At 61.3% G+C, this 23568-nt stretch carries 19 protein-coding genes and 2 tRNA genes; 4 read left to right on the forward strand and 17 right to left on the reverse strand.

What is annotated here, in order from left to right; translation table 11 throughout:
• Window positions 1-158: 158 nt before the first annotated feature.
• From GWQ44_RS13310 to rnr, 10 genes are all read right to left on the reverse strand, one after another.
• On the reverse strand, window positions 159-620 hold the full coding sequence (locus GWQ44_RS13310; RefSeq protein WP_275927536.1) for a hypothetical protein: 462 nt from the start codon (window positions 618-620) through the stop codon (window positions 159-161).
• The gene (locus tag GWQ44_RS13315; RefSeq protein ID WP_042940825.1) at window positions 617-1549 is read right to left on the reverse strand and encodes a hypothetical protein; all 933 of its coding nucleotides are present in this window, start codon (window positions 1547-1549) and stop codon (window positions 617-619) included. Before GWQ44_RS13315 ends, GWQ44_RS13310 begins: the two co-directional genes overlap by 4 nt.
• 180 nt (window positions 1550-1729) lie before the next feature.
• A complete protein-coding gene (locus GWQ44_RS13320) occupies window positions 1730-4027 on the reverse strand; it encodes a YgiQ family radical SAM protein (RefSeq protein WP_060837271.1) in 2298 nt (765 codons plus the stop codon).
• Window positions 4028-4281: 254 nt separating this feature from the next.
• Window positions 4282-5679 carry a replicative DNA helicase gene (gene dnaB / locus GWQ44_RS13325; RefSeq protein ID WP_007921486.1) on the reverse strand — a complete coding sequence of 466 codons (1398 nt, stop codon included), beginning with the start codon at window positions 5677-5679 and terminating at the stop codon, window positions 4282-4284.
• 123 nt (window positions 5680-5802) lie between these two features.
• Complete coding sequence (rplI, locus tag GWQ44_RS13330) at window positions 5803-6249, reverse strand: 50S ribosomal protein L9 (RefSeq protein WP_007921484.1); 447 nt, start codon at window positions 6247-6249, stop codon at window positions 5803-5805.
• A 21-nt stretch (window positions 6250-6270) separates the two neighbouring features.
• On the reverse strand, window positions 6271-7167 hold the full coding sequence (locus GWQ44_RS13335) for a hypothetical protein (RefSeq protein WP_047301352.1): 897 nt from the start codon (window positions 7165-7167) through the stop codon (window positions 6271-6273).
• 36 nt (window positions 7168-7203) lie between these two features.
• Window positions 7204-7434, reverse strand: a complete 231-nt coding sequence (gene rpsR, locus GWQ44_RS13340) for a 30S ribosomal protein S18 (RefSeq protein ID WP_002551829.1) — start codon at window positions 7432-7434, stop codon at window positions 7204-7206.
• Window positions 7435-7462: 28 nt separating this feature from the next.
• Complete coding sequence (gene rpsF / locus GWQ44_RS13345; protein ID WP_011058949.1) at window positions 7463-7888, reverse strand: 30S ribosomal protein S6; 426 nt, start codon at window positions 7886-7888, stop codon at window positions 7463-7465.
• 249 nt (window positions 7889-8137) lie between these two features.
• On the reverse strand, window positions 8138-8905 hold the full coding sequence (rlmB, locus tag GWQ44_RS13350; protein ID WP_016964328.1) for a 23S rRNA (guanosine(2251)-2'-O)-methyltransferase RlmB: 768 nt from the start codon (window positions 8903-8905) through the stop codon (window positions 8138-8140).
• Entirely contained in the window at window positions 8902-11529 is a 2628-nt protein-coding gene (rnr, locus tag GWQ44_RS13355; protein ID WP_016964327.1) for a ribonuclease R, read from the reverse strand. The genes rlmB and rnr overlap by 4 nt, the downstream gene beginning before the upstream one ends.
• A 226-nt stretch (window positions 11530-11755) precedes the next feature.
• Between rnr and GWQ44_RS13360 the strand changes: the two genes are divergently transcribed.
• The 4 genes from GWQ44_RS13360 (at window position 11756) to GWQ44_RS13375 (ending at window position 14869) form a co-directional block, all read left to right on the forward strand.
• Window positions 11756-11842: transfer RNA gene (locus GWQ44_RS13360), tRNA-Leu, on the forward strand.
• 165 nt (window positions 11843-12007) lie between these two features.
• Window positions 12008-12094, forward strand: a tRNA-Leu gene (locus GWQ44_RS13365).
• A 184-nt stretch (window positions 12095-12278) separates the two neighbouring features.
• Window positions 12279-13304 (forward strand): extracellular solute-binding protein, encoded by a 1026-nt coding sequence (locus GWQ44_RS13370; protein ID WP_103739465.1) that lies wholly within the window; start codon window positions 12279-12281, stop codon window positions 13302-13304.
• The gene (locus tag GWQ44_RS13375) at window positions 13304-14869 is read left to right on the forward strand and encodes an iron ABC transporter permease (RefSeq protein ID WP_275927537.1); all 1566 of its coding nucleotides are present in this window, start codon (window positions 13304-13306) and stop codon (window positions 14867-14869) included. Before GWQ44_RS13370 ends, GWQ44_RS13375 begins: the two co-directional genes overlap by 1 nt.
• A 65-nt stretch (window positions 14870-14934) precedes the next feature.
• Here the strand turns inward: GWQ44_RS13375 and GWQ44_RS13380 are convergent, their stop codons facing one another.
• From GWQ44_RS13380 to hfq, 7 genes are all read right to left on the reverse strand, one after another.
• Window positions 14935-16869, reverse strand: coding sequence for a methyl-accepting chemotaxis protein (locus GWQ44_RS13380; RefSeq protein ID WP_275927538.1), 1935 nt, complete (start codon window positions 16867-16869; stop codon window positions 14935-14937).
• Window positions 16870-17008: 139 nt separating this feature from the next.
• Window positions 17009-18301, reverse strand: coding sequence for an adenylosuccinate synthase (locus GWQ44_RS13385; protein WP_016965259.1), 1293 nt, complete (start codon window positions 18299-18301; stop codon window positions 17009-17011).
• A 54-nt stretch (window positions 18302-18355) separates the two neighbouring features.
• A complete protein-coding gene (locus GWQ44_RS13390; RefSeq protein WP_275927539.1) occupies window positions 18356-19543 on the reverse strand; it encodes an ATP phosphoribosyltransferase regulatory subunit in 1188 nt (395 codons plus the stop codon).
• Window positions 19544-19835: 292 nt separating this feature from the next.
• Complete coding sequence (hflC, locus tag GWQ44_RS13395; RefSeq protein WP_016965257.1) at window positions 19836-20705, reverse strand: protease modulator HflC; 870 nt, start codon at window positions 20703-20705, stop codon at window positions 19836-19838.
• Complete coding sequence (hflK, locus tag GWQ44_RS13400) at window positions 20705-21883, reverse strand: FtsH protease activity modulator HflK (protein WP_047283685.1); 1179 nt, start codon at window positions 21881-21883, stop codon at window positions 20705-20707. The genes hflC and hflK overlap by 1 nt, the downstream gene beginning before the upstream one ends.
• Window positions 21884-21979: 96 nt before the next feature.
• Window positions 21980-23281, reverse strand: a complete 1302-nt coding sequence (gene hflX, locus GWQ44_RS13405; protein WP_103739467.1) for a ribosome rescue GTPase HflX — start codon at window positions 23279-23281, stop codon at window positions 21980-21982.
• Between the two features lie 12 nt (window positions 23282-23293).
• Window positions 23294-23554 carry an RNA chaperone Hfq gene (hfq, locus tag GWQ44_RS13410; RefSeq protein WP_007921378.1) on the reverse strand — a complete coding sequence of 87 codons (261 nt, stop codon included), beginning with the start codon at window positions 23552-23554 and terminating at the stop codon, window positions 23294-23296.
• Between the last annotated feature and the right edge of the window lie 14 nt (window positions 23555-23568).

The following is a 23568-nucleotide window of genomic DNA, read 5'->3' on the forward strand; positions in this document are numbered from 1 at the left end:
GAGCCTGAGCGGTGGATGGACCCGCGCAAGACTTATGCCAGCGCACAGATCCGGGGGTTTTGCTCAACGACTCGGGGCAGTACAGCACCAAAACCGCGCAACCGGTGCATCCCTGTGCAAGGGATTGCACGAAAATGCACCCGACGACCGGGCCAGCATCAACGGCGCTTGCGCGGTTGCCTGGCGGCAGCCTGGAGGCGCCGACGCTCGTGGCGGATCTCCAGCAGGCGTTCACGCATCTCCCGGTACCGCCGGCTGTTGAGCAACAGCAGGCCGAGCAGTGGCACGAGCATGGCGCACAGGTACACGCCCTGGTGCGGACGGTACTGGATCATCGGCACCACCAGCAGCAGGCAGGTCAGAAAGTAGCCGGCCACCAGCCACACCGCCCAGGCCACACCGCGCACGATCAGCAGGTTGCCCAGCACCAGCAGCGGAATCAGCAGCAACAGGCCCAGCAGCAGGTAGTCGTCGCGCTGGACCGGCGCCATGCCCCGCCAATAGGTGGTTGCGCACAGGGACAGCAGCAGCGAAGCGCTGAAGCAGCCGAGCAGCACCGTAAGCATGAAAATCGGAAAATAACGCGCGAGGAACTCGCCCATGCGGCCGCCGCCAATCACTGGTCGAACTCCTCGTAGAGGCCCACCGCCAGGGTCTTCACCGTGCCCAGGTTGCCGGAGCTGTAACTGCCGGCGGTGCTCAGGGCGGCGCCCAGGGCGTCCTTCATCTGCGTCAGGGTGGCGTGCTTGATCTGCGCCGACGAGTAGCGCTTGGGCAGCCCCCCTGCCCGTTGCTGCAACTTGAGCAGTTTGGGCGTCAGGCTGGGGTCGCGCAGGCTGAGCAACTCCTTGGTCAATTTGGCCCGCTCCTGGCGATTGAGGCCCTTGAGCAACTGCACCCAGCTTTTGCCGGTGCCAGCGGCCTTGCTGGCCTTGAGCAGCTTGACCGTGGTCAGCGCCGAACCGCCGACACCCACCAGCGAGATGCCGTCGAGGATCGGCGAGACGGTGTTGTACCACTCGGCGTCGTCCATGCGGTCATTGGCCGCCGGGTCCTGGATCTCGTTGATCACCCGGGCGCCACCGATGGCGCACTGGGCGGTGCCCGCCGCGGCGACGGTGACTCCCAGGCCGACCATCCAGGCGCTGGCGCCGGCGGTGAACGGCACGGCGATGCTGCCACTGAACACCACCAGCCAGCCGATGACCGCGGCGGTGCAGGACAGCGTGGTGTTGAACGATTCGGTGGCCAGGCGGGATTCCCGGGGGTTGTTCTTCACTTGATCGACGAACTGCTGGGGCGCGATGTACTTCTTCGCCTCCCGCAGGATGATGCGCTTGGGCGTGATGCTGCAGATCGGCTTGAATTCGCGCAGGGTCACCACGTTGAAGTCGGCATCGATGTACACCACCCCGGCGCCGACAATCGCTGGGTCGGCGTCAATCGCGGCGAACAGGCGCGGCAGGTTGATCTGGCTTTCGATACGTTGGCGGGCAAGAAACTGCGAAGGGCTGGAGTCCATGCCAATGGCGGCTAACGAGCTGGTCACGGGATTCATCCTTGGTCTGGCGATTGAAAGCTGCCTGATGGCCTCAAGCCATCCCGGCACTAGGGCGATAAAAACCCGGCAACCTTAACAAAGCCCTGGCGATTTGTTGCCCGCGCTCGGGCAAAAAAATCCAGCGCCCTAAAAGCAAAACGCCAGCTCGGCGGCTGGCGTTTTGTGGGTTTAGCGCGGTACCACCGGCTTGCGGGTCGGCTTCTTGCCTTTGCCCTTGGCGGCGTCGGCACGCTCCTTGGCGGCCTGCTTGTTGCGGGCGAACGCCGCAGCCTTGGCCTGCTCGCGCTTGTCCCAGGCATTGCCGCCGTCGCTGCCACGCGGCGGCAGGCCGGTGTGCTGGGTGAGGATCCGGGTTTCCTTGGCCACCTTGTGGCTGCCAGCCGGGGTCGAGTTCTTGCGCCGGGCGCTCTGGTAGCTGTCGGTGGCCGGTTGATGGGCCGGAATCAGCTGGTGCTTGCCCGGGCCGATCAGGTCGCCACGGCCCATGCGCAGCAGGGCCTCGCGCAGCATCGGCCAGCCCTTCGGATCGTGATAGCGCAGGAAGGCCTTGTGCAGGCGGCGTTGCTCCTCGCTCTTGACGATGGTCACGCCGTCGCTCTTGTAGGTGACCTTGCGCAGCGGGTTCTTGCCCGAGTGGTACATGGCGGTGGCGGTGGCCATCGGCGACGGGTAGAACGCCTGCACCTGGTCGGCGCGGAAGCCGTTGCCCTTGAGCCACAGGGCCAGGTTCATCATGTCTTCATCGGTGGTGCCCGGGTGGGCGGCGATGAAGTACGGAATCAGGTACTGCTCCTTGCCCGCTTCCTTGGAGTACTTCTCGAACATGCGCTTGAAGCGGTCATAAGTACCGATGCCCGGCTTCATCATCTGGTTGAGCGGGCCTTCCTCGGTGTGTTCCGGGGCAATCTTCAGGTAGCCACCGACGTGGTGGGTCACCAGCTCCTTGACGTACTCCGGCGATTCCACCGCCAGGTCATAGCGCAGGCCGGAAGCGATGAGGATCTTCTTCACCCCGGGCAGGGCACGGGCGCTGCGGTACAGCTGGATCAGCGACGAGTGGTCGGTGTTCAGGTTCGGGCAGATGCCGGGGAACACGCAGGACGGCTTGCGGCACGCGGATTCGATCTCCGGGCTTTTGCAGGCGATGCGGTACATGTTCGCGGTCGGGCCGCCGAGGTCGGAGATCACCCCGGTAAAACCGGGAACCTTGTCGCGAATTTCTTCGATCTCGCGAATGATCGACTCTTCGGAACGGTTCTGGATAATCCGCCCTTCGTGCTCGGTGATGGAGCAGAAGGTACAGCCGCCGAAGCAGCCACGCATGATGTTCACCGAGAAACGGATCATCTCGTAGGCCGGGATCTTTTCCTTGCCATAGGCCGGGTGCGGAATGCGCTGATACGGCATGCCGAACACGTAGTCCATTTCCTCGGTGGTCATGGGAATGGGCGGCGGGTTGAACCACACGTCCACTTCGCCATGTTTCTGCACCAGGGCGCGGGCGTTGCCCGGGTTGGTTTCCAGGTGCAGCACGCGGTTGGCGTGGGCGTACAGGACCGGGTCGTTGCGTACCTTCTCCATGGACGGCAGGCGGATCACGGTCTTGTCCCGGGTCATGCGCGGGCTGGCGAGGATCTGCACCACCTTGGCTTCGTTGGGGTCTTCGGCCGGGCCTTTTTCCTGCTCGATGGCGCAGGCGGCGGTGTCCTGGGTGTTGACGTAGGGGTTGATGATCTTGTCGATCTTGCCCGGGCGGTCGATACGGGTGGAGTCCACTTCGTACCAGTCCTTGGGCGTGTCGCGGCGGATGAAGGCGGTGCCGCGCACGTCGGTGATGTCTTCGATCTTGTGGCCGTAGGACAGGCGCTGGGCCACTTCGACGATGGCCCGCTCGGCGTTACCGTACAGCAGGATGTCGGCGCTGGCGTCGATCAGGATCGAGTTGCGCACCCGGTCCTGCCAGTAGTCGTAATGGGCGATGCGGCGCAGGGAGGCTTCGATGCCGCCGAGGACGATCGGCACATGCTTGTAGGCTTCCTTGCAGCGCTGGCTGTACACCAGGCTGGCGCGGTCCGGGCGCTTGCCCGCCAGGCCGCCGGGGGTATAGGCGTCGTCGGAGCGGACTTTCTTGTCGGCGGTGTAGCGGTTGATCATCGAGTCCATGTTGCCGGCGGCGACCCCGAAGAACAGGTTCGGCTCGCCGAGCTTCATGAAGTCGTCTTTGGACTGCCAGTTGGGCTGGGCGATGATCCCCACGCGAAAGCCCTGGGACTCCAGCAGCCGGCCGATGATCGCCATGCCGAACGACGGGTGATCGACGTAGGCATCACCGGTGACGATGATGATGTCGCACGAATCCCAGCCGAGCTGATCCATCTCCTCCCTGCTCATGGGCAGGAATGGCGCTGGCCCGAAACATTCGGCCCAGTACTTGGGATAGTCAAATAACGGCTTGGCTGCTTGCATGTCGATGACCGGTGTTGGCTTGAATAGGGACGCGATGGGTATCAGGAAAATTCGCGGGCGCGGAATATAGCACAAAAAATAACCAATTCCGACCAAAAGGGTCGGAATTCATTTTCATGTCACGCGGGCGGCTGGCGCAGTGGCGGTGCTGACAATTTATCTGAAGCTGGGTGACGACTGGACATGGGGCCGCTGCGCGACCCAGCGGGAGCAAGCTCCCTCGCCACAGGCGGCCACCACCATGGCGTGCGCCGTTATTCGTCGTCGTCGAAGTTGTAACTGCCCGGCGCGAGGTTCTCGAAACGGGTGTACTTGCCGATGAACGCCAGGCGGATAAAGCCGATCGGGCCGTTCCGCTGCTTGCCGATGATGATCTCTGCAATGCCCTTGTGCTCGGTTTCCGGGTGATACACCTCGTCGCGGTACACGAACATGATCACGTCGGCGTCCTGCTCGATCGCTCCGGATTCCCGCAAGTCGGAGTTCACCGGGCGCTTGTTGGGGCGTTGTTCCAGGGAGCGGTTGAGCTGGGACAAGGCCACCACCGGGCAGTTGAATTCCTTGGCCAGGGCTTTCAGGGAGCGGGAGATCTCGGAAATCTCGTTGGTCCGGTTGTCACCGCTGGACCCCGGGATCTGCATAAGCTGCAGGTAGTCGATCATGATCAGCGCGATATCGCCGTGCTCGCGAACCAGGCGCCGGGTCCGCGCGCGCATTTCCGAAGGGCTGATGCCCGCGGTGTCATCGATGAACAGCTTGCGGTCGTTGAGCAGGTTGACCGCCGACGTCAGGCGCGGCCAGTCGTCATCTTCCAGTTGGCCGGAACGGACCTTGGTCTGGTCGATGCGGCCCAGGGAAGACAGCATACGCATGATCAGCGATTCGCCTGGCATCTCCAGGGAGTACACCAGCACCGCCTTGTCGCTGCGCAGTACCGCGTTCTCCACCAGGTTCATGGCGAAGGTGGTCTTACCCATGGACGGACGGCCGGCGACGATGATCAAGTCGGCCGGTTGCAGGCCGCTGGTCTTCTCGTCGAGGTCGGTGTAGCCGGTGGACAGGCCGGTGATGGCGTTGTCGGTGTTGAACAGGGTATCGATGCGGTCGATGGCCTTGGTCAGCAGTTCATTGACCCCCACCGGGCCGCCGGTCTTGGGCCGCGCTTCGGCGATCTGGAAGATCTGCCGCTCGGCCTCGTCGAGGATCTCCTCGGCGGTGCGGCCTTCGGGGTTGAAGGCGCTGTCGGCGATCTCGGTGCTGATGCCGATCAGCTGGCGCAGGGTTGCCCGCTGGCGAACGATCTGCGCATAGGCCTTGATGTTGGCCACCGACGGGGTGTTCTTCGCCAGCTCGCCCAGATAGCCCAGGCCGCCGACCTGCGAAGTCTGGCCTTCCTTGTCCAACTGCTCGGACAGGGTGACCACGTCGATGGGCATGTTCTGGTCGGCCAGCTTGGCGATGGCGCGAAAGATCAAACGGTGGTCATGCCGGTAGAAATCGCCGTCGGACACTTGATCCAACACGCGTTCCCAGGCGTTGTTGTCCAGCATCAGACCACCGAGCACGGCCTGTTCGGCCTCGATGGAGTGCGGCGGCACCTTCAGGGCGGCGGTTTGCAGATCGTATTGCTCGGGAGCGGAGATATCGTTCATGGCCACTTGGAATTCGGGGGTGAAAATCAGGATCAGCAGAAAGACAAAGGGCACGACCTGTAAACAGGATCGTGCCCGATGTTAACCGTCAGCCACACAAGGTGCCAGACGATTTGGTACTGCTTAAGCAGCCACCACGACAACGCGTACGGTTGCTTCAACTTCAGCGTGCAGGTGCACGGCTACGTCGAATTCACCTACGTTGCGGATGGTGCCGTTCGGCAGACGAACTTCGCTTTTTGCCACTTCAACGCCCGAGGCGGTCAGTGCATCAGCGATGTCGTGGGTGCCGATCGAACCGAACAGCTTGCCTTCGTCACCGGCGGTGGCAGTGATGGTCACTTCCAGCTCAGCCAGTTGCGCAGCGCGAGTTTCGGCAGAAGCCTTCTTCTCTGCAGCCAGTTTTTCCAGCTCGGCACGACGCGCTTCGAACGCAGCCAGGTTGGCAGCGGTAGCAGCGGTGGCTTTGCCGAAAGGCAGCAGGTAGTTACGGCCGTAACCAGCCTTAACGTTTACCTTATCGCCCAGGTTGCCCAGGTTGGCGATTTTTTCCAGCAGGATCAGTTCCATTTGGTAATAACCTCTTAACTTTTAACCTTCACCGTTCGCAGGGCCGTTATCAGCGTCTTTCGGCGCCAAACGACCGCGAAAATCAACCAGACTGTCGACAGTGGCCATGACCACGAGCAACGGGACGAGCAGGTGCATCAAAGGCAACAACGTGACGTACACCCCGACCAGCCAGAAATTGGCCAGTCTTTTCTGTGCCACCAGCCCGTGCATCAGGGCTAGCCCGGCAAGGACCAGAGCTACGCTGCAAAACGGCACCATAATCCACATTTGCGGGCTCAGAACCGGCCCCACAAACATCAGTGCCCACAGCAACATCAAGGGTCCCTTGGGGATTCTGATCTGGCGAAATTCGCGACCAAAACCACCGGGGTTGTACAACGACGCTTGCCAGTAGCGCCCAAGAATCAGGCACAGCACGCTGAAGATCTGAAACATCATCGCAATCGAACCGATCACCAAAGGTGCAATGAGTGAAGCGAGGTTGGCTCGCTGGTCTACCGAAAGCTGCTGGTAGGCCTCACCCAAAATCAGTGGCAGGACCTTTACAAGTTCCTGCGTCACCGCGTCGATAAAGGGACTGAAAAACGCCCCCAATATCGCTACACACAACAGCGCAATCGCCACGCTCGCCAACAGCACACGGTTCCAGGAGTGGCCGACGCGCAACACCAGCGCCAGACCGCAAGACCCAAGCAGCACCAGCAGTACGCTGGGGTCTTTGTGGAAGTGCCAGCAAATCAATGCTGAAAGCACTCCGACTCCAAGGACGCCAAGGGCATCCGAACCGCGCCGAAGGAGCACAAGGCAACCCGCAGCGGCACTCAACCAGAACAACAGCGGCAATGCCGCAGATCCGGCCACGACTAACGTGGCCTGCACACGACCGCGCATGATGAACTCAGCTAAGGCGCGCATGCATTCAATCCCTTACTACTTGTCGACTGCCCGATCTCAGCGGCCGTGGCTGTCGGTGTAGGCCAGCAGGGCCAGGAAGCGGGCGCGCTTGATAGCGGTGGCCAGCTGACGCTGATAACGAGCTTTGGTACCGGTGATGCGGCTTGGAACGATTTTGCCGGTCTCGGATACGTAGGCTTTCAGAGTGTTGAGATCTTTGTAATCGATCTCTTTCACGTCTTCAGCGGTGAAGCGGCAGAATTTACGACGACGGAAGAAACGTGCCATGTAATTGGCTCCTCAAAAGGTCCGTGGATTACTCGTCAGCGTTATCGCTGGCGTCGCTGTTGTCGCTGTCATCGCCATCGGCGCTGTCAGCATGCTCAGGACGGTCACGACGCTCACGGCGCTCACTGCGGTTTTCTTCAGCCTTGAGCATCTCGGATTGGCCAGTGATGGCTTCTTCGCGACGGATGACCAGGTTACGGATCACAGCATCGTTGTAACGGAAGTTGTCTTCCAGCTCAGCCAGGGCTTTACCGGTGCACTCAACGTTCAGCATCACGTAGTGAGCCTTGTGAACATTGTTGATTGCGTAGGCCAGTTGACGACGGCCCCAGTCTTCCAGACGGTGGATTTTGCCGCCGTCTTCTTCGATCAGCTTGGTGTAACGCTCAACCATGCCGCCGACTTGCTCGCTTTGATCCGGGTGGACCAAAAAGATGATTTCGTAATGACGCATGAATGCTCCTTACGGGTTGTAGCCTGCCGCCTATAAGCGGTCAGACAAGGAGTGAATGACACTGGTGTGTCTTGCCTGTTAGTAGGCACATATGCGCCTGCCGTCACGGCAAGGGGCGCAATTGTAGAGAAGGGGGAACAGCGGCGCAAGGCAATTGGTGATTATTTGAACAATCACCTGCAGGAGCCAGCGTGCCGGCAATGGACGGCAGGGCGTGGTTCGCCGGCAAGCCGGCTCCTGCGGGATAGATCAGGCTTTCTTGGCGACGGCCTTGGCTTTTGCGCCACGCTGACGCATGGCTTCGAACAGGCAGACGCCCGTGGCCACGGAGACGTTGAGGCTGCTGACGCTGCCGGCCATTGGCAGGCGCACCAGATAGTCGCAGTGCTCGCGGGTCAGGCGCCGCATGCCTTTGCCTTCGGCGCCCATGATGATGATGGTGGGGCCGGTCAGGTCCTGATCGTACAGCTCCTGTTCGGCCTCGCCGGCCGTGCCGACGATCCACAGGCCGCGCTGCTGGAGCTTTTCCAGGGTGCGAGCCAGGTTGGTCACCGCCACCAGCGGAATCACTTCCGCAGCGCCGCAAGCCACTTTACGCACGGTTGGGGTCAGGGTCGCCGACTTGTCCTTGGGCACCAGCACCGCCAGGGCACCCGCCGCGTCGGCGGTGCGCAGGCAGGCGCCGAGGTTGTGCGGATCGGTCACGCCATCGAGCACCAGCAACAGCGGCGCGCCTTCGGTACGGTCCAGCAGCTCGTCGAGCATGGCCTCGCCCCACACCTGGCTCGGGCTGACTTCAGCCACTACGCCCTGGTGCACGCCCTCAACCCAGGCATCCATTTCGCGACGCTCGGCCTGACCCACCGACACACGGTTCTGCGCCGCCAGATCCACCAATACCTGAACCCGTGGGTCACTGCGCCCTTCTGCCAACCAGATCTGCTTGACCCGCTTGGGATGGTGACGCAGCAACGCTTCTACAGCATGCACGCCGTAGATCTTTTCCAACTGACTCATGACTTGGCCTTAGGTTTGCGCGCCCCGCCGCTTTTCGCGCCGGAGGCAGAGCCCGCCTTGGGCGGCCCCTTACGATGTTTGCTCGGCTTGGCTGGACGGTCGCTGTCCCTGGCCGGAGCCGATTTGCCGGACTTTCCCCCAGGCGCCGCTTTACCGCCGCTTTTGGCTTCGGCCAGCAGCGCCCGTTTCATTTCACGACTCTTGCGGACTTCGGCGTTTTTCGCCGCCGCGTCGCTCGGGCGATAAGCCTCGACCGCCTTCTCCTTGGTAGAGCTGCGACGCCCCGCCTTGGCCGGCGCCGGTTCTTCCACCGCCTTGCTTGCAGGAACGTCCGCGGCACCGCGCTTCTTGCGACCGATCGGCGCATTGATGGTTTTTTCCGCCATCTCGAAGTCGATCTTGCGCTCGTCCAGGTCGACGCGCATGACCCGCACTTCCACGGTATCGCCCAGGCGGAAACTGCGACCGGTGCGCTCGCCCGCCAAGCGGTGATGCACAGGATCGAAATGGTAGTAGTCACCCGGCAAGGCGGTGACATGCACCAGGCCTTCGACGTAGATGTCGGTGAGCTCGACGAACAGACCAAAACCGGTCACCGCCGTGATAACCCCCGGGAAGGACTCGCCGACGCGATCCTTCATGAACTCGCACTTGAGCCAGTTCACTACGTCGCGAGTGGCCTCGTCGGCACGGCGCTCGCTCATCGAGCACTGCTCGCCGAGCTGCTCCAGGGTGGCTTCGTCGTACGGATAGATGCGCGCTTTCGGAATGGTCATCGCCCCGGCTCGACGCACGTGCGGCGTGTCCTGCTTGGAGTGAATCACACTGCGGATGGCCCGATGGGTCAGCAGGTCCGGGTAGCGACGGATCGGCGAAGTGAAGTGGGTATAGGCTTCATAATTCAGGCCGAAGTGGCCCTGGTTGTCGGCGCTGTACACCGCCTGACTCAGGGAACGCAGCATCACGGTCTGGATCAGGTGGTAATCCGGACGATCCTTGATGGTTTCCAGCAGTGCCTGGTAGTCCTTCGGCGTCGGACCGTCCTTGCCTTTATGCAGGGACAGACCCAGCTCGCCCAGGAAGGCGCGCAGCTTTTCCAGACGCTCCGGCGGCGGGCCGTCGTGCACCCGGTACAAGGCCGGGATCTCATGCTTCTTGAGGAACTCGGCAGTGGCCACGTTGGCCGCCAGCATGCATTCCTCGATCAGTTTGTGGGCATCGTTGCGAGTGGTCGGCCGAATTTCGGCGATCTTGCGCTCGGAGCCGAAAATGATCCGGGTTTCCTGGGTTTCGAAGTCGATGGCGCCACGGGTATGGCGGGCACCGAGCAGCACCTTGTACAGCGCATACAGCTGCTTGAGGTGTGGCAATACATCGCCATATTCACCGCGCAATTGCTTGGCTTCGCTGGTTTTCGGCTGTTCGAGCATGGTGCTGACCTTGTTGTAGGTCAGACGCGCCTTGGAGTGGATCACCGCTTCGTAGAACTGGTAATCGGTCATCTCGCCGGATTTGGAAATGGTCATCTCGCAAACCATGGCCAGGCGATCGACTTTCGGGTTCAGCGAGCACAGGCCATTGGACAACTGCTCCGGAAGCATCGGAATCACCCGCTCGGGGAAATACACCGAGTTGCCACGCACCTGGGCTTCGGCGTCCAGGGCCGAACCGATCTTCACGTAGCTGGACACATCCGCGATCGCTACATACAGCTTCCAGCCGCCACCGAACAGGCGCAGCTTGCCGGGCTTGGCTTCGCAGAACACCGCATCGTCGAAGTCACGGGCGTCTTCGCCGTCGATGGTGACGAAAGGCAGGTCACGCAGGTCGATGCGCTTCTCTTTGTCTTTCTCTTCCACTTCCGGCTTGAGCTTGGCGGCTTCCTTGAGCACGGCTTCGGGCCAGACATGGGGAATGTCATAGGTCCGCAGGGCAACGTCGATCTCCATGCCCGGAGCCATGTAGTTACCCACCACTTCAATCACGTCGCCTTGCGGCTGAAAGCGCGGCGTTGGCCAGTGAGTGATTTTCACCTCAACGAACTGACCGATCTTGGCATTGGCATTGCGACCGGGGGTGACCAGCACTTCCTGCTGGATCTTCGGGTTATCCGCCACCACGAAGCCGATGCCGCCTTCTTCGAAGTAACGACCCACGATGCTTTCATGAGCACGGGACACCACTTCGACGATCACGCCCTCGCGACGACCACGACGATCCAGGCCGGAAACCCGGGCCAGGGCGCGGTCGCCATCGAACACCAAGCGCATTTGCGCGGGACTCATGAACAGGTCGTCACTGCCGTCATCCGGCACCAGGAAGCCGAAGCCGTCGCGGTGGCCGCTGATGCGGCCCAGGATCAGGTCGAGCTTGTCCACCGGTGCATAGGTACCCCGGCGGGTGTAGATCAATTGGGCATCGCGCTCCATGGCGCGCAGGCGGCGGCGCAGGGCTTCCAGTTGGTCTTCTGTGGTCAGACCGAACTCTTCTACCAGTTGCTCGCGACTAGCAGGCGAACCCCGGTCAGCAAGGTGCTGGAGGATGAGTTCGCGGCTAGGAATAGGGTTTTCGTATTTTTCCGCTTCACGAGCGGCCTCGGGATCGAGGGACTGCCAATCGGCCATTAGATAAATTTCACCTTGTCTATATGCGGGTTAGTTTGGCATACGCGTATTGAAACGGGAAATTTCAGGCTCAGACAACGCTGGAAAAATCCGCCGCTTCACTTCAGAAACATCCTTATGCATGCCACCGAAGACTTTTTTCAAACTTTTTTGAAATCGGGGGTTTACAGCTCAAAAGAGCCTCCGTATAGTGCGCGCCATCAACGACGGAGACGTCAGCGATACTGCCCAGATGGTGAAATTGGTAGACACGCCAGCTTCAGGTGCTGGTGGCCGCAAGGCCGTGGAAGTTCGAGTCTTCTTCTGGGCACCAATTCAAGAGCTTGAGATTAGATCAGTTTCAAGGCTCAAACAAAAACCCGCGAAAGCGGGTTTTTGCATTCTAAGTGCTTGATTTAATAAATCCAAAACAGGGGTTTACAGATCAAAAGACGATCCGTATAGTGCGCTCCATCGACACGGCGACGACGTCGATACTGCCCAGATGGTGAAATTGGTAGACACGCCAGCTTCAGGTGCTGGTGACCGCAAGGTCGTGGAAGTTCGAGTCTTCTTCTGGGCACCAATTCAAAACTTGAGAGCGATGCTTTCAAGTCTCACAAAAACCCGCGAAAGCGGGTTTTTGCGTTTCTACCCCCACCGTTTCCTCACCCCCTCGCCTGACGCCGAACCCGCAAAACGCACATGAGAAACGATATCGTTTATGATTGTTACAAGTTTTTGCGGCAAAACAGTGAGGAAACCTGCGAATGATGTTCCGAAACACCCTCCTTTCAACATCCCTTCTGCGTGGCTTGACCATCACTTTGCTGGGGCTGACCCTGGCATCTCCACTCACCCAGGCAGCCGATAAGATTTCCCTGACCCTGTACAACGGCCAGCACAAGGAAGTCGGCGACGCCGTCGCCAAGGCCTTCGAGGCCAAGACCGGGATTCACGTCAATGTGCGCAAAGGCAGCAGCAACCAGCTGGCCAGCCAAGTCGTCGAGGAAGGCCAGCGCTCTCCCGCCGACGTGATCTACACCGAAGAATCCCCGCCCCTGAACAAACTCGGCGAGCAAGGCCTGCTGGCCCAAACCGACGCTGCAACCCTGGCCGTGCTGCCCAAGGAATACGTGGCGGGCAACGGCACGTGGATCGGTGTCACGGCCCGGGTACGGGTGGTGGCCTTCAACCCTAAACTGATCGACGAGAAAGACCTGCCCAAGTCAGTGCTGGAGTTCTCCCAACCACAATGGCAAGGCAAGGTCGGCTTCGTACCGACCAGCGGCGCCTTCCAGGAACAGGCCGTAGCCATCATCAAGCTGCATGGCATGGACGCTGCCGAAGAGTGGCTGACCGGGCTGCGCGCCTTCGGCAAGGTCTACAGCAACAACATGGTGGCACTGAAAGCCGTGGAAAACGGCGAAGTCGCTACGGTCCTGGTGAACAACTACTACTGGTTCGCCCTGCAACGGGAAAAGGGCCAACTGGATTCGAAACTGCACTACTTCACCGACGGCGACGTCGGCGGCCTGATCACCGTCTCCAGCGCCGCAGTGCTCAAGTCCAGCAAGCACCCCAAAGAAGCCCAGCAATTGCTCGCCTACATGGCCAGCGAAGAAGGTCAGCGAGTGATCACCCAGACCACCGCCGAATACCCGCTGCATAAAGGCATGGAATCGGAGCGCGGCCTCAAGCCCTTCAGCGAACTGCAGGCGCCCAAAGTGACCCCGGCCGACCTGGGCAACGCCGAGCAAGCCCTGGACCTGGAACGCGACGTCGGCCTGAATTGATGAACCCACCGCTATCGACCCTCGCCTCACGCGCGCCCTATGTGCCGAGGCGCAAGCGGCCCTCGAGCTGGTTGCTATTGCCGGTCCTGCTGCTGGTCTGCCTGAGCCTGCTGCCACTGCTCTATGTCGGGCTCAAGGCCTGGCAGGCCGGCTGGGCGCAGGCCCTGCACCTGCTATGGCGCCCTTATGTATTGCGCTTGCTAAGCAACACCCTGCTGCTGATGTTCGGGGTGACCATCGCCTGCGCCATCATCGGCCTGTCCCTGGCGTGGCTGCTGGAACGCAGCGACCTGCCGGGACGACGGATCTGGGGCGTAGTGCTGTGCCTGCCCTTCGCCGTGCCGGCTTTTGTCAGCAGCTTTACCTGGGTGTCCCTGAGCTCGGGATTCGAAGGGCTGGGCGGTGCGATCCTGGTGATGACCCTGTCCAAGTACCCGCTGGTGTTCCTGCCGGTGGCAGCCACCTTGCGCAATCTCGACCCGGCCCTTGAGGAATCGGCGCGAACCCTGGGACAAAATCGCTGGGGCGTGTTCTTTAAGATCACCCTGCCCCTGCTCTGGCCTTCTCTGCTGGCCGGATCGCTGCTGATCGCCCTGCACATGCTGGTGGAGTTCGGCGCCCTGTCGATCATCGGCCTGCAAACCTTCACCACCGCGATCTACCAGCAATTCGAGCTGGAATTCAGCAACGCCAACGCCGCCATGCTCTCAGCCGTGCTGCTGGCGCTGTGCCTGATCCTGCTGGGTCTGGAACTGCGGGTTCGGGGCAAGGGGCGCCATGTGCGCACCGGCCAGGGCGCAGCACGACACGCCGAACAAGTGCGATTGGGGCACTGGTCCGCTGGGGGACAAATCTACTGCCTGCTACTGACCGTGATCGGCAGCGGCATCCCCCTGGGCATGCTCGCCTACTGGCTGGCAGTGGGCTCATCGGCCGCCTTTCCAGTGGCCGCCATCAGCCAGGCGCTGCTTTCCTCCCTGGCACTGTCTCTGGGCGGTGCCGGTCTGTGCCTGGTGCTGGCGGTGCCAGTGGGCCTGCTGGTGGTGCGCTACAAGGGGCCGCTGGCGCTCTGGGCCGAACGCCTGCCCTACCTGCTGCACGCCCTGCCAGGCCTGGTGATCGCCCTGACCCTGGTGTATTTCGCCCTGCACTATGTGCCGGCGCTGTATCAAACCTCGGCGCTGCTCCTGATCGCCTATGCCTTGCTGTTCCTGCCGCTGGCCCAGGCGCCGATCCGCACGGCACTGAACAAGGCGGCGCCACAGCTGGAAGAGGCGGCCAGAACCCTCGGCGCGTCGTCGTTCAGCGCTTTCTGCCGGGTGACCCTGCCGATCATCTTTCCTGCGCTGGGTGCGGCGTTTGCCCTGGTGTTTCTGGATGCCATGAAAGAGCTGACCGCGACACTGCTCCTCAGCCCGACAGGGCTGAACACCCTGGCCACGGAGGTCTGGGCGCATACGGCGAATGTGGAGTTTGCGGCAGCGGCACCTTATGCGGCGCTGCTGATTCTGGTGTCGGGGCTGCCGGTGTATCTACTGACGACGCGGATGTATTTGAGTCGCTGAAAAGTACTTCGCCGGCAAGCCGGCTCCTACACAACGGTCGTAAGAGCTGGCTTGCCGGCGAAGCGTCAGGCGCGGAACTGGCCGAGGCTGGCCTTGAGCTGCGCCGCCAGGCTGTCCAGCACCTTGCCACTGGCGGTGGTTTCCACCACCGCCTGGGCCGCCCGCTCGGCCTGGGCATGGATGGTTTCCACCCGCCCACGCACCGCTTGCGCACCCTGAGCCTGATGAGCCGCGGCCTGGGTGGCCAAGCCAATCGCGGCATGCACCTGCTCGACCGAAGACTGCACCGTCTGCTGCAGGCGCACACTGTCACGCAGCACCAGCAAACCCTCGCTGGCCTGACGACCGGCCTGACCAATAGCCGCCACCGCCTCCCGCGCGCCCTGTTGCAAAGCGCCGATATGGGCCTGGATATCGCCAGTGGAACTCTGGGTCTTGCTGGCCAGGGCTCGCACCTCATCGGCCACGACGGCAAATCCGCGCCCGGTTTCACCGGCGCGCGCCGCTTCGATCGCCGCATTCAGCGCCAGCAGGTTGGTCTGTTCGGCAATGCCATGAATCACCGTCAGCACCACCTCGATCTGCTCGCTCTGCTGAGCCAGGCGCTCGATCACCTTGGCCCCGGTATCCACCTGCCCGACCAGGGCCTCGATCAGGCTGCCGACCTGCTCCGAAGTGCGAGTGTTCTCGTCAGTGGCCTGACGGATCTCCACCACCTGCTGCAACGCCGCCTGCATCGCCTGGCTTTCCGCCTGGGCCTCATCAGCCATCTGCGACAGCGCCCGCAGGCTTTCAGCCACCTCGTCACGCTGCGCTTCGGCCGCCGCATCGGCGCCAGCGTTACGCTGGCTCATGGCGCCGATCTCGACCCCGGTCCGCTGCGCCACGTCGCCCGCCTCACGCACGATGGGTTGCAACTTATCCACAAAGCGATTCACCGCCGAAGCCATGTCGCCGATCTCATCATTGCTGTTGAGCGGCACCCGCTTGGTCAGGTCACCCTCGCCCGCAGCCAAGTCATTGAGGGCAGAAATCAACAGGTGCAACTTGTTCACCACGCGCCGCCCCAGCACCACCGCCAGCAACAGCAGCAGCGCCAGCCCCACCAGCGCCAGGCCTACACCAATCTGCCAGCGCAGCGTCGCTGCCGCCTCTTGCACCGTACTGGCGGTATTGGCCTGCATCTGCGCGGCAGTGGCCTGGGCCGACTGCAAGCGTGAACGCATGGCCGCCGAACTGTCGGCAGAGGCGCCCTTGAGACTGTCGCCGACCAACTGGTCACTGCTGGCGATCAATGCCCCAAAACGCTGATCCAGAGCGGCAATATCCGCCTCCACGGAAGCCGTGGACACCCCCATCAGCACCTTGCCGATCTCGACCCCATTGGGGTTGATCGATGCTTCCAGGTAGTAGACCGACGGATCGTTCTTGGCCGCATCCAGCACCTTGTCCAAGGCCCGATCACCCTTGCCCTTCTCCAGCAAAGCCTTGTTGATCGGATTCTCGCGATTCAGGTAACGCGTCAGGTGTTCACCCGCCGCATCGTCATAAACCACGAACAACACGTTGGGATTACGCTGGGCACGTCGTGCGAACTCGGACAAAGTCGGCACATCACTGTCCCACATGGCACGTGGCGCCACGGAGGCCAGCAACTGAGCCATGTCATTGGCGGAGTCCTTCAGGTCCTTTTCCAGGGCCGCACGCAGTTGCACCTGCTCTTCCTTGAGACGGGAAGACAGGCCGGCGGTAAGACGCTGACGGGTGCTGCTGGACAGGCTCTCCAGGCTGGAAGTGACTTCCTTGCCTGCCTGCTCGAGTTCGCCAGACAACTTCTGGCTATCGACACCCAAACGCGAAGCCAGATCAGCCTCCAGGGCAGTCACCGTGCTCCGAGTCAGGGCAACGGCGAGCACGACCTGCACCAAAAGGGCGATACCGAGGGTAACGAACACAGGCCGCAATAAACGGCTTTGTAACAGTGAGAGAACGGCCGACACAGGAAATCCCTCTACTTTTGACGCCATTATTCTGATGGCACTCTAGAAGTGGATTTCACAGCAAGGGTCGTGCCGCGCGGCGCACAGAAACGACAAAGGGCCCAATCAAGGGCCCTTTGGTTTTTACATCAACGACTTATCAAGCGAACGGATGGCGCAGAACGATGGTTTCGTTGCGGTCCGGGCCCGTCGAAATAATGTCGATCGGCGCGCCGACCAACTCTTCGATGCGCTTGATGTAGGCCCGAGCAGCGGCAGGCAGCTCTTCCAGGGTCTTGGCACCCAGGGTCGATTCGCTCCAGCCCGGCATCTGCTCGTACACCGGCTCCAGGCCGATGTAGCTGTCGGCGTCGGTCGGCGCGTCGATGACTGCACCATCCTGGTTCTTATAGCCGACACAGATGTTGATGGTTTCCAGGCCGTCCAGCACGTCCAGCTTGGTCAGGCACAGGCCCGAGATGCTGTTGACGTCGATGGCGCGACGCAGGATCACCGCATCGAACCAGCCGCAACGACGGGCACGACCGGTTGTTGCGCCGAACTCGTGACCACGCTTGGCCAGGAACGCGCCGACGTCGTCGAACAGCTCAGTCGGGAACGGACCGGAACCCACGCGAGTGGTGTAGGCCTTGGTGATGCCCAGGATGTAGTCCAGGTACATCGGGCCCACGCCCGAACCGGTCGCGATGCCGCCGGCGGTGGTGTTGGAGCTGGTGACGTAGGGGTAGGTACCGTGGTCGATGTCCAGCAGCGAACCCTGGGCACCTTCGAACATGATGTCCTTGCCGGCGCGACGCAGTTGGTGCAGCTCGGCGGTCACGTCGAGCATCATCGGCTTGAGCAGCTCGGCGTATTCCATGCACTCGTCCAGCGTCTTCTGGAAGTCGATGGCCGGCTCTTTGTAGTAATTCACCAGGACGAAGTTGTGGTAGTCCAGCAACTCGCCCAGCTTGGCGGCGAAACGCTCACGGTGGAACAGATCACCGATGCGCAGACCGCGACGAGCAACCTTGTCTTCGTAAGCCGGGCCGATGCCGCGACCGGTGGTACCGATCTTCTGCTCGCCACGGGCCTTCTCGCGAGCCTGGTCCAGGGCCACGTGGTAGGACAGGATCAGCGGGCAGGAAGGGCTGATGCGCAGACGCTCGCGCACCGGTACGCCTTTCTCTTCCAGCTTGACGATTTCACGCATCAAGGCGTCCGGTGCTACCACTACGCCGTTACCGATCAGGCACTGCACGCCTTCGCGCAGCACGCCGGACGGAATCAGGTGCAGCACGGTCTTCTCACCGTCGATCACCAGGGTGTGGCCAGCGTTGTGGCCACCTTGGTAGCGCACTACGGCGGCGGCATGTTCGGTCAGCAGATCAACGATCTTGCCTTTGCCCTCATCACCCCACTGGGTGCCCAGGACTACGACATTCTTACCCATAACACTTGTCCTCATTCGCGCAAACTTGGTGCCGGCAGCCGCCGGCAGGAAAACTCAAGAAGCCAGCGGCAATACTTGCCAAAGCCCATTCTGCTGAATCAATTGCCGGTCGCAGTCCGCTTCACGGGCGGCGGCCAAAGGTTGTCCAGGCAACGCCTGAACCACACGCTGACCCTCACTGCGCAACTGGCAGACGGTCTGCCAGAGTGCCGCGTCAGTGCTGTCAGGCATCCAGATACCGCCGGACGGTAGCTCGACTTCAGCACGCCCCAGGGTCACCAGGGTTTTCAAATCGGTGGAGAAACCGGTCGCCGGACGGGCACGCCCGAAGTCCGCGCCGATGTCATCGTAACGACCGCCCTGGGCAATGGATTGACCCACGCCCGGCACGAACACCGCGAACACCACACCAGTGTGATAGTGATAGCCACGCAGCTCGCCCAAGTCGAAGTACAACGGCAAGTCCGGGAAACGCACCGACAAGCGCTCGGCGATCGTCAGCAACTCATCCAGCGCCAGCAGCACCGAAGTCGGTGCACCAGCCAGGCGACGGCGAGCATCACTCAGGACCTCGCGACTGCCGCACAACTCCACCAGGGAGCGCAGCATGTCGGCCAGATCGGCCGGCAGGCCCTGGGTCAGGCTGATGACTTCATCGATCGCCTTGCGCTGCAGGGCATCGAACAATTGTTGCTCCACGGCACCGGACAGGCCGGCAGCCTGGGCCAGGCCGCGGTAGATGCCCACATGCCCCAGATCCATGTGCACATCCAGCACATCCGCCAGTTGCAGCATGGCCAGCATCAGGCTGATGACTTCGACGTCACTGCTCGGGCTGGCATCGCCATACAACTCGGCGCCCAGCTGGATCGGGCTGCGCGAGGACGACAAGGCTCGGGGCTGCGCATGCAGCACGCTGCCGGCATAGCACAGGCGGCTCGGCCCTTCGCGGCGCAGAGTGTGAGCATCGATACGCGCCACCTGCGGCGTGATGTCGGCCCGGAAACCCATCTGCCGGCCCGACTGCGGGTCGATGACCTTGAAGGTGCGCAGATCCAGGTCCTGGCCGGCGCCCGTCAGCAGGGATTCCAGGTATTCGATATGGGGAGTAACGACGAACTCGTAACCCCAGCTCTGAAACAGATCCAACACCTGACGACGCGCTACTTCGATGCGCGCCGCTTCCGGCGGCAATACTTCTTCGATGCCATCTGGCAGCAGCCAGCGGTCTACCGTTGCCATTACGCCATTCCCCTATGGTCCGGGCGGCAAGCCTGGGGCCAGCCTTAGAGTGAAGCAGAAAACAGTCGCATCCGACGCGAGCTCAGCCGGACAGGCAGCCAGGAATCAGCTGTACAGACCATTTTCCTCGAAAAATCTTACCGGGCTCTTGAACGAACCACGGCCAATCAAAGATGCAGACGCAAAAAAGCCGGGAATTTCCCGGCTGCCGCATCATACACCCGTTTTCCCAAAGGATCACCCCGCGAGGCATTTTAGCCGCCCGGCGGGGTGTTCCCGGATCAGGGCCTGATCAAGGCTTGGACTTTTCCAGATAGTGGAAAAAGTCGCTGCTTGGGTCCAGAACCATGACGTCGGATTTGTTCGCGAAGCTTTCACGGTAGGCACGCAGGCTACGATAGAACGCGTAGAACTCCTGATCCTGACCGTAGGCCTTGGCATAGATCGCCGCTGCCTGGGCATCGCCATCACCGCGCACTTCTTCAGACTCGCGATAGGCTTCAGCCAGCAACACACGACGCTGACGATCAGCGTCGGCACGAATGCCTTCCGCCAGCTCGTTACCCTTGGCCCGGTGCTCACGAGCCTCGCGCTCACGCTCGGTGCTCATGCGCTCGAACACGCTGCGGTTCACTTCCTTCGGCAGATCGATCGCCTTGACCCGGACATCGACCACTTCGATACCCAGTTCCTTCTCGGCCATCTTGTTCAGCGAAGCGGTGATATCCGCCATCAGCGCGTCACGCTCGCCGGAAACCACTTCATGCAGGGTGCGCTTACCAAATTGGTCACGCAGGCCCGATTCCAGACGACGGGACAGACGCTCGTCGGCGATCTGCTTGAGGCCGGATGTAGCGGTGTAGAAGCGCTCGGCATCCTTCACGCGCCACTTGGCGTAGGCATCCACCATCACGGCTTTCTTTTCCAGAGTCAGGAAGCGCTGCGTCGGTGCATCCAGAGTCATCAGGCGCGCGTCGAACTTCCGCACCTGGTTCACATAGGGCACTTTCACATGCAGACCAGGCTGGACATCGGCCTGGACCACACGACCGAACTGCAGCAACACCGCGCGCTCGGTCTGAGCGACGATGTAGAAGCTGTTCCAGGCAACCACCGCCACGACAACGCCCACGATCAGGGCGATCAGCGATTTATTGCTCATCAGCGACTCTCCCTAGAACGCGTCTGCTGCTGTTGCTGCATATGATCAGCCGCAGCGCGCGCATTCGCTTCATTGCTGGCCGCAGAAGCCGAGCCCGTTACCGGAGCAGCGCCGCTACGACCACTGTCGATCATCTTGTCCAGCGGCAGGTAGAGCAGGTTGTTCTGCCCGCCCTTGCTGCCGGTCACCAACACCTTGCTGGTGTTGCTGAAGACTTCCTGCATGGTGTCCAGGTACAGGCGCTGACGTGTGACTTCAGGCGCCTTGCGGTACTCGGCGACCAGCTTGGTGAAGCGATCCGCCTCACCCTTGGCCCGAGAAACCACTTCGTCGCGATAACCGTTGGCATCCTCGAGGATGCGCTGAGCCTGACCACGCGCCTCCGGCACGACGCCGTTGGCATAGGTTTCAGCCTGGTTGCGCGAGCGCTGTTCATCTTCACGGGCACGGATCACGTCGTCGAAGGCTTCCTGCACTTCACGCGGCGCAGCCGCGCTCTGTACGTTCACCTGAGTCACGGTGATACCGGTGCGGTAGTTGTCGAGGAAACGTTGCAGACGCTCCTTGATCTCGCTGGCCATCAATTCACGGCCTTCAGTCAGAACCTGGTCCATGGCGGTGGAACCCACCACATGGCGCAGGGCACTGTCGGTCGCATGCTGCAGGCTGATTTCCGGCTGATCGACGTTCAGCACGAAGTCCTGCAGGTTGCTGATCTTGTACTGCACGGTCAGCGGCACTTCGACGATGTTCTCGTCCTCGGTGAGCATCTGCCCCTGCTTGGTGTAGGCACGCTCGCGCGTGACGTTTTCCATGTACTTGCGATCGATCGGCGGGAAGTAGATGTTCAGACCCGGGCCGACGGTTTCGTAGTATTTGCCGAAGCGCAGCACCACGGCCTGCTCCTGCTCGTCGACTACATAAACCGCGCTGTACAGCCACACGGCCGCCAGCACGACAAGACCAATACCCAGCAAGCCGAAACCACCGCCCTTGCCGGAGCTACCGCCGTCATCACCACGTTTCTTACCACCACCGAACAACCCATTCAGGCTTTCCTGCAGCTTTCGGAAGGCCTCGTCGAGATCTGGTGGTCCCTTGCGATCGCCATTATTGCGGCGCTTACCACCCCAAGGGTCCTGATTATTCGAGTTGCCACCCGGCTCATTCCAAGCCATAGCGCTCTCCATCTGATAAAGCAAAGACGCACCCACGGCGCGCCGACCAATGCTACAGAATGCCTGCTACAGCGGCACAACCGCTTGCCCAGGCTTTTATTGCAAAGTGTGTTGCTCGATGAATTCCGACGGCTGCCAACCTTCGCGACTGACCAGCCGATTCAACTCGGCCCGCGGCAGGCGAACGGCCAGCAAACTGACACCCTCGTCGTCGTGATCTTCTTTCTGCACAGCGTTCAACTGGAAAAACTGTGCTCGCAGTCGAGCAAAACGTTGAGGCAAGCGCAAGGTGCCCACGAACAAATCTTCGCCCAGCAGCTCCGCGATGGCCTGCTTGAGCAGATCCAGCCCCTGGCCGTCACGGGCCGACAACCAGACTCGCTGCGGCTTGCCGTCCGGATCGCGCTGGATCTGCGGCTCCACACCCTCGAGCAAATCGAGTTTGTTATAGACCTCCAGGATCGGCAAGTCTTGAGCCCCGATCTCGCCCAGCACCACCATCACCTGCTCGATCTGGGCAGTACGCTCGGGTTCATGCGCATCGATCACATGCAGCAGCAGGTCGGAGTTGCTGGACTCTTCGAGGGTAGCTCGAAACGCCTCCACCAGCTTGTGCGGCAGGTGACGAATGAATCCCACGGTATCGGCCAGCACAATCGGCCCCAGATCATCCAGCTCGAGGCGGCGCAAAGTCGGATCGAGGGTAGCGAACAACTGGTCGGCGGCGAACACATCGGAGGAGGTGACAGCATTGAACAACGTGGACTTGCCAGCGTTGGTATAGCCCACCAGCGACACCGAAGGAATGTCGGCACGCTTGCGGCCACGGCGGGCTTGCTCGCGCTGACTGCGAACCTTTTCCAGCCGCGCCTTGATCTGCCGCAGACGCACTCGCAGCAGGCGCCGGTCGGTTTCCAACTGGGTTTCACCCGGACCACGCAGACCAATACCGCCTTTCTGCCGTTCAAGGTGAGTCCAGCCACGGACCAATCGCGTGCTCATGTGCTCAAGCTGGGCCAGTTCAACCTGGAGCTTGCCTTCATGGGTGCGCGCGCGCTGAGCGAAGATATCGAGAATCAGACCCGTGCGATCAATCACGCGACACTCGAATACACGTTCGAGGTTACGTTCCTGACTGGGCGTGAGGATGTGATTGAAAATCACCAGGTCTACCTGTTCGGCTTTGACCAGGTCGCGCAATTCCTCGACCTTGCCGCTGCCAACCAGGTATTTGGCGGTTGGCCGATGACGCGGCACGCTAACAAACGCGACGGTCTCGGCGCCGGCCGATAATGCCAGCTCCTGAAACTCCTGCGGATCTTCGCGCGCCTCAGGGTCCTGACCATCCAAGTGAACGAGAATGGCCCGTTCACCACCACCGTGGCGCTCAAAGAACAAAGGAGACTCCTATCAGGCGTTACCTGGCTCAGCGTCACCCTGTTCGGATTCGGATGCGCTAGGCAGACGAATTGGGCGAACCGGAACCACTGTAGAGATAGCGTGCTTGTAAACCATTTGGCTGACGGTGTTTTTCAGCAGGATGACGAACTGGTCAAAGGACTCGATCGTGCCTTGCAGTTTGATTCCGTTAACCAGATAGATGGACACCCCAACTTTCTCTTTACGCAATGTATTCAAGTAAGGGTCTTGTAGCGAATGCCCTTTTGACATGTGCCGCACTCCTT

The organism is Pseudomonas sp. 3MA1 (assembly GCF_029237275.1).
Taxonomy (GTDB): domain Bacteria; phylum Pseudomonadota; class Gammaproteobacteria; order Pseudomonadales; family Pseudomonadaceae; genus Aquipseudomonas; species Aquipseudomonas fluorescens_AP.

Excerpts from the sequence above, each read along its gene's own strand:
- rnr (WP_016964327.1), bottom strand. The coding sequence starts at position 11,529 with ATGGCCGATTGGCAGTCCCTCGATCCCGAGGCCGCTCGTGAAGCGGAA.
- GWQ44_RS13385 (WP_016965259.1), bottom strand. The coding sequence starts at position 18,301 with ATGGGTAAGAATGTCGTAGTCCTGGGCACCCAGTGGGGTGATGAGGGC.
- GWQ44_RS13335 (WP_047301352.1), bottom strand. The coding sequence starts at position 7,167 with ATGCGCGCCTTAGCTGAGTTCATCATGCGCGGTCGTGTGCAGGCCACG.
- GWQ44_RS13370 (WP_103739465.1), top strand. The coding sequence starts at position 12,279 with ATGATGTTCCGAAACACCCTCCTTTCAACATCCCTTCTGCGTGGCTTG.
- GWQ44_RS13375 (WP_275927537.1), top strand. The coding sequence starts at position 13,304 with ATGAACCCACCGCTATCGACCCTCGCCTCACGCGCGCCCTATGTGCCG.
- GWQ44_RS13320 (WP_060837271.1), bottom strand. The coding sequence starts at position 4,027 with ATGCAAGCAGCCAAGCCGTTATTTGACTATCCCAAGTACTGGGCCGAA.
- rpsF (WP_011058949.1), bottom strand. The coding sequence starts at position 7,888 with ATGCGTCATTACGAAATCATCTTTTTGGTCCACCCGGATCAAAGCGAG.
- dnaB (WP_007921486.1), bottom strand. The coding sequence starts at position 5,679 with ATGAACGATATCTCCGCTCCCGAGCAATACGATCTGCAAACCGCCGCC.
- hflK (WP_047283685.1), bottom strand. The coding sequence starts at position 21,883 with ATGGCTTGGAATGAGCCGGGTGGCAACTCGAATAATCAGGACCCTTGG.
- GWQ44_RS13390 (WP_275927539.1), bottom strand. The coding sequence starts at position 19,543 with ATGGCAACGGTAGACCGCTGGCTGCTGCCAGATGGCATCGAAGAAGTA.
- hfq (WP_007921378.1), bottom strand. The coding sequence starts at position 23,554 with ATGTCAAAAGGGCATTCGCTACAAGACCCTTACTTGAATACATTGCGT.
- rlmB (WP_016964328.1), bottom strand. The coding sequence starts at position 8,905 with ATGAGTCAGTTGGAAAAGATCTACGGCGTGCATGCTGTAGAAGCGTTG.
- rplI (WP_007921484.1), bottom strand. The coding sequence starts at position 6,249 with ATGGAACTGATCCTGCTGGAAAAAATCGCCAACCTGGGCAACCTGGGC.
- hflC (WP_016965257.1), bottom strand. The coding sequence starts at position 20,705 with ATGAGCAATAAATCGCTGATCGCCCTGATCGTGGGCGTTGTCGTGGCG.
- rpsR (WP_002551829.1), bottom strand. The coding sequence starts at position 7,434 with ATGGCACGTTTCTTCCGTCGTCGTAAATTCTGCCGCTTCACCGCTGAA.